The organism is Anaerococcus hydrogenalis DSM 7454, from assembly GCF_000173355.1.
GTDB classification, from domain to species: Bacteria; Bacillota; Clostridia; order Tissierellales; family Peptoniphilaceae; genus Anaerococcus; species Anaerococcus hydrogenalis.
On sequence record NZ_ABXA01000037.1, the window covers coordinates 24,884 to 39,919 of the forward strand.

The window sequence follows — 15,036 nt, forward strand, 5'->3', positions numbered from 1 at the left end:
ATATTATGATTTTTAATACCCAATAATCATTAAATTATAATCAATTTTAAATTATATTTTTTAAAAAAATCTCCCACCTTAAATTAAGGTAAGGAGATTTTTTCTTACAACTTAGGCCTAGCCTTGTAGCTTGTGTGTAGTAATTCTTTTGCTTTTTCGTTTCCTACTTCTCCCAAGTATTCTTGATAAAGTTTTTTAATGTATGGGTTTTGGTAGGATTTTCTTAGTTTTTTGTTTTCATCTATTTGGTATAGGCCTTTTGATCTTTCTTTTAGTATGGATATTTTTCCATTGTGGTAAGGTTGGCCTCCTCCTCCTATACATCCTCCTGGGCATGCCATTACTTCTATGGCGTCTAATTCTATTTCTTCATTCCTTAATTTTTCTAATAATTTTCTTGTGTTTCCAAGTCCGTTTGCTACTGCTATTTTTATTTCCCTGCCATTTATATCTACTTTTGCTTGTTTTATTCCCTTTAGTCCTCTTAAGTCTTCGAATTCTACTTTTTCTAATTCTTCTCCTGTTATGGTATCATAGGCTGTTCTTATGGTTGCTTCTATTACTCCACCACTTGTTCCAAATATATCTCCAGCTCCGGTTGACTCTCCCATTGGATTATCAAAGTCAGATTTTTCTAGCTTGTTAAAGTCTATTCCTGCTTCTTTTATCATAGCCCCAAGTTCTCTTGTTGTAAGTACTATGTCTACGTCTGAATAGCCTTCGTTTTCTAGTTCATCTCTTTTTGCTTCATATTTTTTGGATATACATGGCATAACTGATACTACTTTTATGTCTTCTGGTTTTTTGCCGATTTTTTCTGCATAGTAAGTTTTTGCTATTGCCCCAAACATTTCGTGTGGGCTTTTGCATGATGATGGTATGTCTATTAGGTCTGAGAATTGTTGTTCCATAAAGTTTACCCAACCCGGACAACAGGATGTAAGGATTGGTAGTTTTCCTTTTCCCTCAAGTCTTTTAACAAATTCGTTTGCCTCTTCCATTATGGTTAAGTCTGCTGCAAAGTTTGTATCAAATACTTTGTCAAATCCCAAGTTTTTTAAAGCTGTTACCATCTCTCCTTCTACAGATTCACCTGGTTTTCTTCCAAACATTTCTCCAAGGGCAACCCTTACTGCAGGAGCTACTTGGACTATTAGGTGCTTATCGGATTCTAATAGTTTCCAAACTTCTTTTATATTTGATTTTTCTGTCAAAGCTCCTGTTGGGCAAACTGACAAACATTGACCACAAAATGTGCAGGTTGTTTCAAACATGGACCTATTAAAGGTTGATCCAACATGGGTGTTAAATCCTCTTCCAACTTCTGCTAAGGCCCCTACTGTTTGGACAGTATTACACATGGTTTCACATCTTCTACAAAGTATACATTTGTTTGGATCTCTTACTAGAGAATAGGAGTTGTCATCTATTGGGAGATTTCTCATTTCTCCTGTATATTTTATTTCCCTAATATTTAAATCGTGGGCTAATTTTTGCAGTTGGCAATTTAAATTTTTGGCACATTTTAAACAATCGTTTGGGTGGTCTGATAAAAGTAGTTCTACTATTGTTCTTCTTGCTTTTATTACTTCTTGGCTATCTGTTCTTATATTCATTCCTTCTTTTACAAAGGTTGCACATGAAGGGATAAATTTTCCCTTATCCAAATCTTCTACTAAACAAACCCTACAAGATGCCAATTTGTTTACGAATTTTATATCGTGAAGGTCCATATGGCAAAGGGTTGGTGTATTTATATTTAAACTTCTTGCTGCATCAAGGACAGTTGTAGCTTCAGAAACTTCTACATTTTTTCCATTTATTGTTAAGTTAATCATGAAAACCTCCTAAACTAAGGCTATTGCCTCAATTGGGCAATTTTCCATACATTGACCACATTTTATACACTTGTCATGGTCAATTTCATGCCTGTTTCTTTTTTCACCACTTATGGCTCCCACTGGACAAAGCATTTTACATTTACCACATCCTATACATTTTTCTCCGATTAAATATGATAAAAGTGACCTACATCTTTTTGCAGGGCAAGTTTTATTTTCTCCGACGTGGGCTTGGTATTCATCTTTAAAATAGTACATGGTAGAAATTATTGGGTTTGGGCTTGATTGGCCTAGTCCACAAAGGGATGTTTCTGAAACTATTTTTGATAATTCTTCTAATTTTTCCAAAGTTTCTTCATTTGCCTTTCCCTTGGTCAAATCATCAAGCATTTCAAATAATCTTTTGTTTCCAATCCTGCATGGGGTACATTTTCCACAAGATTCATCTACGGAAAATTCTAGGAAAAATCTTGCAACGTCGACCATACAATCATCTTCATCCATTACAACCATTCCACCAGATCCCATTATGGATCCAATTTCTTTTAAGGATTCAAAGTCGCAGGCTGTATCAAATAATTTTGTTGGGATACATCCTCCGGAAGGTCCTCCTGTTTGAACTGCCTTTGCCTTTTTGTCGTTTTGAATTCCAAGACCTATGTCATAGACAATCTTATTTATGCTTGTTCCCATTTCAACTTCTACAAGTCCAGATTCTTTTACTTTTCCAACTAGGGCAAATACTTTTGTTCCAGGAGATTTTTCTGTTCCAAATGACCTAAACCAAGAAGAACCCTTGTTGATAATTTGAGCAATATTAGCAAAGGTTTCTACGTTATTTATTACTGTAGGTTTTCCCCAAAGTCCCTTGACTGTTGTCCTAAATTCTTTATTTCTAGGCATTCCTCTTTTGCCTTCTATTGATTCCATTAAGGCTGTTCCTTCTCCACAAACAAAGGCCCCTGCCCCAAGTCTTAAATCTATGTCAAAAGAAAAATCTGATCCCATTATATTTTCTCCCAAAAGATTATATTCTCTTGCTTGTTTGATTGCATTTTGCAAAGATTTTACAGCTTTTGGGTATTCTGCCCTTACATAAATATATCCTTGTTTTGATCCAATAGCCCTGGCACAAATTGCCATAGCTTCCAAAACTGAATGGGGATCAAATTCTAAAACAGACCTATCCATAAAAGCACCCGGATCTCCCTCGTCTGCATTACAAATTATGTATTTTATGTCTGTATCTTGCTTAAAAGCAGCCTCCCATTTTCTTCCTGTTGGAAATCCTGCTCCCCCTCTTCCTCTTAGGCCAGAATCTTTTATTATGTCAATTATTTCTTTTCTATCAAGATCGAAGATCGCCTTGTTTAGGGCAAAATATCCATCTTGGCTTATGTATTCATCTATATTGTTTGGGTCAATTATTCCACAATTTTTCAAAACTAATCTCGTTTGATTTTGGTAAAATTTTCCTTTTAATTTTAAATTTCCCTCATCATCTTCATATACTTTTTCGTAATCTAGGCGATTTTTTAATTCTTTTAGAGATTTTTCCTTAATAGCTAATAATTTATCCTTGTTCATGGTCTATCTCCTTAGCTTTTAAAATAATTTTGTGAACATCAGCACTTGATAAATTTCCAATATCAAGATTTCCATCGATGCTTACTACAGGAGCAATTCCACATTGGCCAATACACCTTGCCTCGGCTAGGGAAATTTTCCCATCTTCTGTCGTATCTCCAACTTCAATTCCAAGTTCATCTGACAATGATTTTAAAATTTTATCGCTTCCTTTTACATAACAAGCTGTACCTAGGCAAACGCAAATTTCATGCTCTCCTTTTGGTTTTAGGGAAAATTGCGAATAAAAAGTTGCAACCCCGTAAATCTCACTAGATGAAACCCCAAGCTTCAAAGCCATCAAGTCTACTATAGGTTCTGGAATATAGGAAAATAAATTTTGACACTTTTGTAAAACGGGCATTACTGCACCTTTTTTGCCAATATTTTCATCCAAAAATTCACAAAATTCATCAAACTTGTCCTTGTCCAAATTGTAACAAAAACTCATAGTCCCTCCTTTATATTTTATTTTAAGATAAGATTTTATTTTATGAAAACGTAATCATAACTTATAAAAAATTTTTTCTTTTTTAATAAATTTATTTCTCTTATCTAATATCTTTATTAAATTATAACAAATTTTTACCAATTCTTAAATTAAAATAATTTATTAACTAAGTAAGCTTTCTTATAAAACGTTTTATTTAGCTTATATGATTTTTTAAAAATTGTTAAATTTATAATTATACCTTATAATACTTGTAGAGATAGTATTTAAGTTTTTAAAACTATACTCTTTTACACCATTATAATTTTTTTAAAAAATGAGCTTATATATCTAATGAGACTCAAAATAATTTGTTACTTATGCAAGGATTTTGGTTTTTTTATATAAACTTTTTTCCTTGCTTATTTTTTTAGGAGATTTTATGAATATAGAAATGTTAGAAGGAAAAATTCATAGGGCAACTGTAACTCAAGCTGAACTTAACTATGTAGGATCAATCACAGTCGATGAAGCTTTGCTTGAAGCTTCTGGAATTAGAGAGTATCAGAAAGTACAAGTTGTAAATATTAATAACGGTCAAAGACTTGAAACTTATACCATAGCCGGAGAAAAAGATAGCGGGATTATTTGTTTAAATGGAGCTGCTGCTAGACTTTGTTCTAAGGGTGATATGGTAATTATTATGGCTTATGCCTCATATAATGAGAAAGATTTGGAAAATTATAGGCCAAAGGTTGTTTTTGTAGACGATAAAAATAAGATTAGTAAAATTTCATCTTACGAAAAACACGGAAGATTGGCATAAATAATTTTTAGTGGTGTAATAGGCTATCTCTAAATATTTTTTTAGAGGAGAAGAAAATGAAAGTTATCAAAAAAATTGATGAATTGAGAGAAATTTTAAAAGATTTCAAAAAAGAGGGCAAATCCATAGGCCTTGTTCCAACCATGGGATTTTTGCACAAGGGCCATGCAAGCCTAATTAAAAAAGCAGTTTCAGAAAATGACATAGTTGTTGTTTCTGATTTTGTAAATCCTATTCAATTTGGACCAAATGAAGATTTGGAGGCTTATCCTAGGGATATTGATGCTGATAGCAAGTTGTGCGAAGATTTGGGAGCAGATTTTATTTTTAATCCAGAACCAAGCGAAATGTATCATGACAAAAAAGCCTTTGTAGATATAAAGAGACTTTCTGATAATTTGTGTGGTGCAAGAAGAGAGGGACATTTTAGGGGAGTTTGTACAGTTTGTACAAAATTATTTAATATTGTAGGGCCAAACAGGGCATATTTCGGACAAAAAGACGCCCAACAACTTGCAATAATCAAAAAATTGGTTTTCGATTTAAATATCCCAGTTGAAATTGTTGCCTGCCCAATCGTAAGAGAAGAAGACGGACTTGCCATGTCATCAAGAAATACTTACCTTTCAAATGATGAGAGAAAAGCTGCACTTTGTCTTTCAAAAGCAATTTTTGAGGGAGAAAAAATGGCAAATAATGGAGCAAGCGTAAAAGAAGTTTTGAGAAAAATGGAAGAGATAATTTCATCAGAAAAACTTGCAAAAATCGACTACATCAGTGCCGTAGACCTTGAAACAATAGAAGATGTAGAAAATTTTGACAAAGACACCTTGGTAGCCATAGCAGTTTACATTGGAAAAACAAGGTTAATAGATAATTTTATCTATGAGGTATAAACATGGAAAAATTTTCAAGAATTTCAGATAAAATAACTCAAAATATCGGTTTAATTATTGTAATATTTTCTGTCGTAGCCTATTTTGTCCCAGATTATTTTTCTTGGATGACAAATTACACCACTATTTTTCTTGCCCTTGCCATGTTTGGAATGGGAACATCCATCGAATCCGATGCCTTTAAGAAAATTTTAAAAAATCCTAGGGATATTTTTATAGGATCTTTGGCACAATTTACAATTATGCCACTAATAGCTTGGATTTTGGCAGTTGGTTTCAATGTAAATAGAGATATTGCTTTAGGAATTATCCTTGTTGGTTCATGCCCTGGAGGAACTGCATCAAATGTAATAACCCACATAGCTGGAGGAAATGTTTCATTGTCAGTTTCAATGACAATTTTATCAACCCTCCTTGCCCCACTTGTAACACCATTTTTGGTATATCTTTTGGCAGGAAGATGGGTAGAAGTATCAATTTTAGCCATGTTTAAATCAGTTGTTACAGTAGTTTTAATACCAGTTTTGATGGGAATTTTCGCAAAAAAATTAAGCCCCGAAAAAATGGAAAAATCAAAATCAATTTTCCCACTAATATCATCCCTTGCAATTATTTTAATAATTTCAGGAATAATCGGAGCAAACTCAGAAAAAATTGCAAAATCTGGACTAATAGTTTTATTAATAGTAATGATCCACAACGCCTTGGGACTTTTATTAGGTCTTGGCGTTTCAAAATTATTTAAAATGGATTACGACAAGCAAACTACCCTATCAATCGAAGTGGGTATGCAAAACTCAGGCCTTGCCATCCAACTTGCAACAGCAAATTTCGCCCTAAACCCACTAGCAACACTTCCTGGAGCAATATTTTCAATCTGGCACAATATATCAGGTTCAATATTTGCATCAATTAGAAGAAAAGACGTAAAAGAGATTGCCCTTGCTAGGGAAAAATAAATTAAAAGTCCTGTAGGAATTTATAATCCTACAGGACTTTTTTTAATTAATCAAAACAATAGATACATCATTAACATTTGTCCCACTAGGCCCTGTTTTTATTAATTGACCTATCTTATTTAAGGCATTATAAGAATCATTATTATCCAAAACCTCATCGCAATTAATATTTTTTTCCTTTAATTTATCCATAGTATAGCCATCGACAAAAGCCCCGGCTGCATCGGTTGGACCATCAGTCCCATCAGAGGAAAAGGAAATAATTTGTACATTTTTAAGCCCTCTTATATGTTTGGCACTTGCCAAGGCCAATTCTTGATTTCTTCCTCCCTTTCCATTGCCTTTAATTTTAACAATAGTTTCTCCACCAAAAATATAAGCAAGCCTTTCCTTATAAGCACTTTTACTTTTTGCAATAGATGATAAAATATATCCTGCTTCTTTTGCTTCACAATCCATAAATGTTGTTAAAATATCTGTCTTATAGCCTTCATCTTCCAATATTTCTTTTACTTTTAGGCACAATTGGTCTACACTGCCAGAAATTTTTGTAGTAATATTAGTTAAATTTTTTTCAGTTTCTTCATTCAAACACTTTCTAGCAGGCTCAGATAAAACAAGTCCATACTTATTAACAATATTTAAAGCATCCTCACAAGTTGAAAAATCTTCATAGGTCGGACCTGATGCTATCATGTCAGGTCTATTTCCTATAACATCAGATAAAATAATATTATAAACTTTGGCAGGATAACAATGCCTTGCAAATTTTCCACCCTTAATTTTTGATAGTCTCTTTCTAATTGTATTAATTTCAACAATGTCTGCACCTTTTTTCAAAAGTTGCTCGTTGATATTTTGTATTTCTTCAAAGCTAATAAGAGGTATTTCAAAAAGAGCAGACCCCCCTCCAGAAATAAGCATCACAACCAAATCATCCTCTGTCAAATTTCCAACTAAATCATAGGCATATTGGCTTGCCTTAATTGTATTTTCATCAGAAATTGGATGACCGGCTTCAAAACAAACTGCATTTTCCAAATTAGTTTTCAAATGATTATATTTAGTTATAACTACAGCTTGATCAAATTTAATATCAGATTCTAAGGCTGTTTTTGCCATTTGATAGGCTGCCTTTCCTATAGCAATCAAAATTTTTCTGCCCTTAACTTTTGGTAGGCTTTTTAACTCTCTAGTAACAGCCTTATCAGGCAAACAAGATTCAATAGATTCTTCCACAATTTTTCTAATTAAATTATCCATTCTATCACCCCAAATAATTTTCTAAACAAGTCTTTATTTAATAGTTTACCCAAATATAATAAATAAAGTCCCAAAAACTTGGGACTTTATTTACAAAATTTATTCAAGAATAGCACCCTTATTAGCTGAAGATACTGCTCTTGCATATCTTACTAGGTAACCTTCTTTAATTTTTGGTTCAGGTTTAACTAGTTTATCTAGCCTTTCTTTAATTTCATCATCAGTCAAATCTATATTTATAGACCTATTTTCTATATCAATTTCTATTACATCTCCATCTTCTATTATAGCAAATGGTCCACCGTCCATAGCTTCAGGAGAAACGTGGCCTATAGCTGCTCCCCTAGTAGCCCCAGAAAATCTTCCATCTGTTACTAAGGCAACATCATTATCTAAATGCATACCTACAATAGCAGAAGTTGGAGTAAGCATCTCTCTCATACCAGGACCACCCTTTGGACCCTCGTATTTAATAACAACTACATTACCTTTTTAACCTTACCATCAAAAATTCCTTCAGTTGCCGCTTCCATGCTGTTAAATACAACAGCTTCTCCCTTATGTTTCATCATCTCTGGCCTAACTGCTGCTGACTTCACAACACATCCGCCTGGTGCAATATTTCCCTTTAATACTGCTATACCACCTTGGTCATTGAATGGATTTTCAATAGGTCTAATAACATCATGGTCTCTTGTCTCTTTACCCTCTATATTTTCCTTTATTGTTTTTCCGTTTATATTTTTTAAACTAGTATTTAATAAAGATTTTTTGTCTAATTCATGCATTACAGCTGGAATTCCGCCTGCCATATGAAGATCAAACATGAACTTATCTCCTGAAGGACTTATGTGACATAAGTTTGGAGTATTTTTAGAAATTTCATCGAATTTTTCAAGTGATAATTCTAAACCACATTCATGAGCTATAGCTGGTAGATGTAGGGTTGTATTTGTTGAGCCTGCTATTGCCATATCAACAACTATAGCATTTTTAAAGGCTTCTTCTGTTACTATATCTCTTGGTTTAATATCTTCTTTAACCAAAGCCACTGATCTTTCTCCAGCAATTTTTGCAAGAGCTATACGGTCTCCGTAGTATGATGGGATTGTTCCGTTATATGGAAGTGCCAGTCCCAAAACTTCTGAAAGACAGTTCATACTATTAGCTGTAAACATTCCAGCACATGACCCACATGATGGGCAAGCTGCATGAGCGTATTCTTCCATTTCTTCTTCACTTTTTTCACCTAATTTATAGGCTGCAACCTGTTCTATACATGTAGAATAATCAGCAACTTCATCCTTATAATGACCTGTTGCCATAGGACCACCACTTACAATAATTGAAGGAATATTTAACCTTAATGCAGCCATGGTCATTCCAGGAACTATCTTATCGCAGTTAGGGATCAAAACTAATCCATCTAAACCATGAGCCTTAGCCATAGCCTCTATACTATCTGCTATTAGCTCTCTTGATGCTAGAGGATAATGCATTCCAGCATGGCTCATTGCTATACCATCACACATTGCTATTGAAGGAAATTCTACAGGAATTCCACCACCAGCAGCAACTCCTAATTTGGCTGCATCTGCTAAACTTCTTAGATGAAAATGTCCAGGAACAATTTCATTAAATGAGTTTACAACTCCTATCAAAGGTTTTTTTCCTATATCTTTTTCTAATTTTCCTGTTGCATATAACAAAGATCTAGCTTCTATTCTTTCTGGTCCTTGGTATACTTTTTGACTGTTCATTTTTTTACTCATTATTTCCTCCTAAAAATTTAATCCTATTAAACCATATACAATAGTAGAAACTATTGTCATAACCAATCCTACACAAAATTCAAATGGTAACAATCTCAACTTTTCTTTAATATTCATCCTTACACTACCAGCGCTTGTATGGAAAAAACTACCATGTGGTAATCCATCAAGGGTATTGCTTCCTGCGTGTATCATTACTGCAGCTTGAAGAGGTTTTACTCCAAAAGATAATATTGTCTCTCCAAAAACTTGTGATCCAACTGTACTTCCTGCTGTGGCTGATGCTGTAGCAGCTCCCATGGTTAAGCCTGTAATTGGAGCCAATAAAAATCCTGACAAGCCTAAAATGTCAACTATATGTATTAGAGATTCTTTAAGGCCAGAGTTTGCTATTATTCCTGATAAGGCACCTGTTCCTAAAAGTAACAAAATTACTCCTGACATCATATTTAATCCTTTTGTAGAGAAATTCACAAAATTTTTAACTTCTTTTGTCAAAATACAAGTAATAAATCCTCCTAAAGGTAGGGCTATTAATGGGTCTATCTCAATTCCCATAATAGGTCTAAGGGCTAGAAGTATTATAGAAATAAGAGGTCCTGTGATTGCTGCAAGCAGACTAGGTTTAGAAAAATTTACATTTCCTTTTTCTTCTACTAACAAAACTTCACTTCCTATGCCCTTTTTATGTACTAATTTTGTTATAAAAACTGTCGCTACAAAACCAAATATTGCAGGAATTATTCCCCCTATCATTACACTTGTTAGAGGAATTTGAAAATAATCTGATAAGGCTATAGCTTGTGGATTAGGTGACATGACATTTCCAGCGTGAGTTCCTCCACACATAGCCATCATTATTACTGATTTTGAATAATTAGTTTTCTTAGCTATAACCATAGCAATTGGTGCTACTGTTAAACATGCTACATCTGCAAAAACTCCTATAGCAGTCAAAATAAATATAGATGCCACTATAGCTATTAAAGAATTAGCTTCTCCTAATTTCTCAACTATATTTTCTGCAATAACATCTGCTGATCCAGAATTGATTAAGGCACCAGCTAAAACTCCTGCAGCTATAATTCTAAGTAAGGTCGGAGACATTCCTCCAGCTCCATCGAACATTAATGTTACAACTTCTTTAGCATTAGCACCGCCAGCTATTCCGCCTATTAAAGCCCCAAGAATCATTCCATAAGCAGGTGGAGCTCCCATTACAATTACGGAAATCGCTATCACTAAAGCTATCAAAGCTCCTATTGTTGATACACTTGCCATAATTTCCTCCATTTTTTTATTATTAATCATTGTGTAAACGATTTACTTAAACTTTACCATGTTTGATTCTATTTTGCAACATATTAATTTAATATAAAAAAATCGTTTCATTTTGAAACGATTCATATCTTATATTTTTTCATTTTTCTCCACAGGGTGGACCTACTTATTCCCAAAATTTCACTGACCTTACTTTGATTGTATTCTTCTTTTTTTAAGTGGTAGAGGATAAGCTCTTTTTCAATTTCTTCTAAATTTTTAGAATCAAAGATCTCTTTTTTACTGCCTTCTTCTATTTTTTTAGTAAAGACATCCTTTCCTACTATTAATTCATTTCTGGTAAATATATAATTTTTTAATTTTTTCAATAAATAGTCTAAATTCTTATTTAGTAAGAGATTTTCACCATCAAATATATAATCCTCAACCCCCAAGGCCATTGTTGCAAATTTTTCGTGATAATAGGCTATATAGTTATTAAATATCAGATTTAGGTCATCTTTTCTTTGTCTGGTATTAGGTATTAGAAGGGTCTGTTTTTCATCAATATAATCTATAATTTTAGAATCTTTTTCAAGCAAAATTATAAATCTTTCTTCTATATTTTTTTTACTAATATTGCTAATTATTTCATAATCTTTAATATTTTTTATAAGTATGTTTTTTTCTTGTATTTTAAAATTTCATCGTAACTTTCAATATTTACCTTGTCTAAGTCTATTAACAAAGTACTATTTTTATTGATACCTATCGTAAAATTTAAAAGTTCATTTAGGGTGTATTCATTATCTTTAATTATGAATATGGGATTTTTTTCTTTTATAAGTCTTTTTGCCTTGGCAAATAATTTTTGCATAGACTCGGACTTAGTTATAGGCAAAAAATTATTTTTTATATCAAGATCATATATACCTATTGGTTTTTCATAATCACTTTCTACTTTTTTAAAATTATATAGGTAAAATTTATCTGAAGATATTTCTATAGATGATACTTCAAGGTTAACTTCCCCAACCCTAGCTTGAATATAGGGGGTGTTAAATTCCTTGTTTTCAAATTCGTATTTTAGGCTTATGCATTTTTCGTAAGATATGGGCATTTTTTTGAAATTTATAAATTGTGAAAATATTATTTTATTGTTTTGCATTATACAATAGTCTTTATTAAATTTAGTCAAAAATTTAGACCTAATTGTATCTATTCGTTTAATTTTTTGGGTTTGATTTAAAATCATAATTGCATATTCCAAAGAATTTTCTAAACTTTCATAGCCTGTTTGGAATAATACGGTATTGAAATTTAAGTCTTTTGCGACTTTTATAGCCAAGGAATCTCCAAGTATTTGCTGGTATCCTTCTTCTTTTAATTTTATTAGAAGATTAGTTAAATCTAAGTCATTTTTTATATAGTGTATTTTAAAATCCAAATTTAATAGTCTAATTATCTCTATTGCCCCATCTGTAATATTTGAATAAGCAATTATAGATGTTTTTGTCTGGTTGTTTTTTGCTATTAATATACTTTTTAGCAAATCATTGCCTGATGGTTTTGCATCTATTACTGGAATATCAAGATGTTTTTTTATTAATCTTGCAGTTCCGCCTCTAGAAATTATTGCATCATAACCATTGTTTTTTGCATCTATGGCAAGCTTAAGACCATCTTCTAGCATAGCTATACCATAGTCTATTTGGCAATTTTTGTATTTGTTTTTTAAGTCTTCTATGGGCCTTACCATAGCTTCATATGTTCCAACAATAAAAATCTTCATTAATTCCACCTATTTATATTTTCCAATGCCTAGTCTATATACCCCAAAATATAAGAACAGACCTAAATTTAATAATCCCTAGAAAAATATTAAGAAATTTTAATCTAGGGATTAATTTATTTTCTATTTCTTCTTAGCCTTATCCCAAATTTCAAGATAAGATTTGTAGAAAGAAAGATCTTGGACAGTTTCCAAAACTCCTAAATAATTTTCGTTTTTATCCCTAACTGCATAATAGGTCACTGCGTGGTCGTTGCCCTTTATGTTTTTTATAATTTGAAATTTATCCTTACTTCCTTCTTTAAATTCACCAATAAGCCTTCTTACAATTGGTTCAACTTGGGGTGGATGGCATGAATAAACTTCCCTTCCCAAGGATGTCTTCGCCCTTTTAAAAATTTTTTCACCCTTTATGTCATTATAATAAGCATTTATATCATTTTTATCTACAAAAGTTATCTCAATCTCTAAAGTATCAAGAAGGGCCTCAAGCTCATTAACTTTCACCTTTCCTTTAGAAAAATTAATATATCCATCCTTAGAATTTGTTTCATCTTTAAAATTTTCTCCCTCATCCCAAATCTCTTTTTCAATAATATCATCAGGATAAGCCTTCAAATCCTCATAAAGACCCAAAAAATCTTCATTAGAAATCACATCTTCCATCAAAGGATACAAGATGTTTTCTTCCTTATAAGTCATCTCCCTTGCTCTTTCAAATACCTTTTTAATCTCATCAAAATCAGATTTTTTAAAAGCTTTTTTGAAATTTTTAGAAATTTCTATATCCACTCCCCACATAATATCAGATGGACCTGGCTTATTATAATTTTCCTTTAATAAAGGATAAATCAAGTCTCCCTTTTTCCTATAATGAGAAGTAATTTTATTGGAAATTTCCTTAATTTCTTCCAAATCTTTCCTATCTTCTCCTAAATCTATTAACTTTTTAATTTCTTCATTTTCCAAAAAGAAAAACCTAAGGGGATGTCCAGAAATATTAATTAGTTTCAAATCCTTTCCTCCTTCACTTTCAGTTTTTCCATGAAAAAGTGAAGAATGAACATCACAAAGCCTTTGAACATCAGCCCTATCAACTCCTCCTTCAAGAAGAGCCTCTTCAGCATCCATAATTTCAGAAGATGAAACATTTTCGAAATTTTTTACAAAATCTTTTCTAACACTTTCAAGATCCTCACCCTCTGACAATCTTTTTACATAAGATTTAATGAGTTCTCTTCTATTTTTAACCTCTAAATCATCATAAGAGTTAACAATTTCATAACCCAAATCTTCTAATTTTTTCTCAACATTATCAATCCCAACCATCTTTGCTCCTCGCCTAATAGACATTTTTTTGCCTATAGTTTTAAGCATAAGAGGATTGGAAAGATTTTTAAAACCAAGACCTATAAGGTCTTTTTTTAATTTATCATCATGATTAACTAAATCATAAATAGCCTTATTAATATCAATTTTTTTAGTCATAATATCCTCCACTATTATTATACTCGGCAATTGATAATGTCTATTATTTAAATAAAAAAAGCAAGAATTCTCTTGCTTTTTAATCTTTTATCTTACTATATTTTTCAAAACACCAATTTTTTCAATTTCCATTTCAATTTTATCTTCTTTTTTCAAAAATTTAGGAGGATCAAAGGCCATTCCAACCCCTGAAGGAGTTCCAGTAGCTATTATTGTTCCTTTTTTTAAGGTCATAGCTTCTGATAAATTTGCTATAATTTTATCTATTGGCAAAATCATATTTTTTGTAGAATTTTCTTGCCTTATTTCCCCATTTATTTTTGTGCTTAGCCTTAAATCATTATAATTAATATTTTCATCATTAAGTAAAATACAAGGCCCCATTACAGATGAACCATCAAAACTTTTTCCATAATACCATTGTTTGTATTTTGTTTGAAGGTCTCTAGCTGAAAGGTCATTAAAAATAGTAAAACCAAATATATAATTTTTAGCCTCAACTGCTTTTACATTTTTACAATCTTTTCCAATAATTATCCCTAACTCAATTTCATAATCAAGGCGTGAAGTAATTTTTTTATTTAAGACAATTATATCATCATTTCCTAAAACCTTATTAGCCCTTTTTGAAAAATAAATTATATCAACATCCTTGGAAAAAGCTTTTTTAGAAACAAGTTCAAGCTCATCTTTATGATCTAGATAATTCATCCCTATACAAATTATATCTTGTTTTGGATATTCTATTGGACTTAAAATTTTATAAGACCCTATCATCTCATCCAAATTTTATAAATCAAGTTTAAAAAGATTTATTTCTGAGTCTATTAAATCATTTAGGTCTAAGAATTGATATTTCGGATTATCCAAAATATATCTTTTT

At 31.9% G+C, this 15,036-nt stretch carries 12 protein-coding genes and 1 pseudogene; 3 read left to right on the forward strand and 10 right to left on the reverse strand.

Annotated elements, in window-relative coordinates; all coding sequences use genetic code 11:
• Positions 1-104 precede the first annotated feature (104 nt).
• The 3 genes from ANHYDRO_RS06625 to ANHYDRO_RS06635 are packed head-to-tail and all read right to left on the reverse strand — an operon-like array spanning position 105 to position 3,918.
• Positions 105-1,838, reverse strand: a complete 1,734-nt coding sequence (locus tag ANHYDRO_RS06625) for an NADH-dependent [FeFe] hydrogenase, group A6 (protein ID WP_004814817.1) — start codon at positions 1,836-1,838, stop codon at positions 105-107.
• 9 nt (positions 1,839-1,847) lie between these two features.
• Positions 1,848-3,428, reverse strand: a complete 1,581-nt coding sequence (locus tag ANHYDRO_RS06630; RefSeq protein ID WP_004814819.1) for an NADH-ubiquinone oxidoreductase-F iron-sulfur binding region domain-containing protein — start codon at positions 3,426-3,428, stop codon at positions 1,848-1,850.
• Positions 3,415-3,918, reverse strand: a complete 504-nt coding sequence (locus ANHYDRO_RS06635) for an NADH-quinone oxidoreductase subunit NuoE family protein (RefSeq protein ID WP_004814821.1) — start codon at positions 3,916-3,918, stop codon at positions 3,415-3,417. The genes ANHYDRO_RS06630 and ANHYDRO_RS06635 overlap by 14 nt, the downstream gene beginning before the upstream one ends.
• 421 nt (positions 3,919-4,339) lie before the next feature.
• On the opposite strand from ANHYDRO_RS06635, the gene panD reads away from it, so the two are divergent.
• Genes panD through ANHYDRO_RS06650 form a run of 3 tightly spaced genes read left to right on the forward strand, consistent with a single transcriptional unit; the run spans position 4,340 to position 6,578 of the window.
• Positions 4,340-4,723 carry an aspartate 1-decarboxylase gene (gene panD, locus ANHYDRO_RS06640; protein ID WP_004814823.1) on the forward strand — a complete coding sequence of 128 codons (384 nt, stop codon included), beginning with the start codon at positions 4,340-4,342 and terminating at the stop codon, positions 4,721-4,723.
• A 56-nt stretch (positions 4,724-4,779) separates the two neighbouring features.
• Positions 4,780-5,619, forward strand: coding sequence for a pantoate--beta-alanine ligase (panC, locus tag ANHYDRO_RS06645; RefSeq protein WP_004814825.1), 840 nt, complete (start codon positions 4,780-4,782; stop codon positions 5,617-5,619).
• 2 nt (positions 5,620-5,621) lie between these two features.
• Positions 5,622-6,578: a bile acid:sodium symporter family protein gene (locus tag ANHYDRO_RS06650; RefSeq protein WP_004814827.1), complete on the forward strand. Its 957-nt coding sequence runs from the start codon at positions 5,622-5,624 to the stop codon at positions 6,576-6,578.
• Between the two features lie 42 nt (positions 6,579-6,620).
• Here the strand turns inward: ANHYDRO_RS06650 and ANHYDRO_RS06655 are convergent, their stop codons facing one another.
• From ANHYDRO_RS06655 to ANHYDRO_RS06685, 7 genes and pseudogenes are all read right to left on the reverse strand, one after another.
• Positions 6,621-7,841, reverse strand: a complete 1,221-nt coding sequence (locus ANHYDRO_RS06655) for a glycerate kinase type-2 family protein (protein ID WP_004814828.1) — start codon at positions 7,839-7,841, stop codon at positions 6,621-6,623.
• Between the two features lie 99 nt (positions 7,842-7,940).
• Positions 7,941-9,613: pseudogene (ilvD, locus tag ANHYDRO_RS06660) on the reverse strand (dihydroxy-acid dehydratase).
• Positions 9,614-9,622: 9 nt separating this feature from the next.
• Positions 9,623-10,924 carry a GntP family permease gene (locus ANHYDRO_RS06665; RefSeq protein ID WP_004814833.1) on the reverse strand — a complete coding sequence of 434 codons (1,302 nt, stop codon included), beginning with the start codon at positions 10,922-10,924 and terminating at the stop codon, positions 9,623-9,625.
• A gap of 92 nt (positions 10,925-11,016) precedes the next feature.
• Positions 11,017-11,475, reverse strand: a complete 459-nt coding sequence (locus tag ANHYDRO_RS10755; RefSeq protein WP_004814835.1) for a helix-turn-helix domain-containing protein — start codon at positions 11,473-11,475, stop codon at positions 11,017-11,019.
• 68 nt (positions 11,476-11,543) lie between these two features.
• Positions 11,544-12,665, reverse strand: a complete 1,122-nt coding sequence (locus tag ANHYDRO_RS06675) for a PrpR N-terminal domain-containing protein (RefSeq protein ID WP_004814838.1) — start codon at positions 12,663-12,665, stop codon at positions 11,544-11,546.
• Positions 12,666-12,788: 123 nt separating this feature from the next.
• Entirely contained in the window at positions 12,789-14,153 is a 1,365-nt protein-coding gene (locus ANHYDRO_RS06680) for a DUF438 domain-containing protein (protein ID WP_039914313.1), read from the reverse strand.
• A gap of 87 nt (positions 14,154-14,240) precedes the next feature.
• Positions 14,241-14,930, reverse strand: coding sequence for a fumarylacetoacetate hydrolase family protein (locus tag ANHYDRO_RS06685; RefSeq protein ID WP_004814842.1), 690 nt, complete (start codon positions 14,928-14,930; stop codon positions 14,241-14,243).
• Positions 14,931-15,036 lie beyond the last annotated feature (106 nt).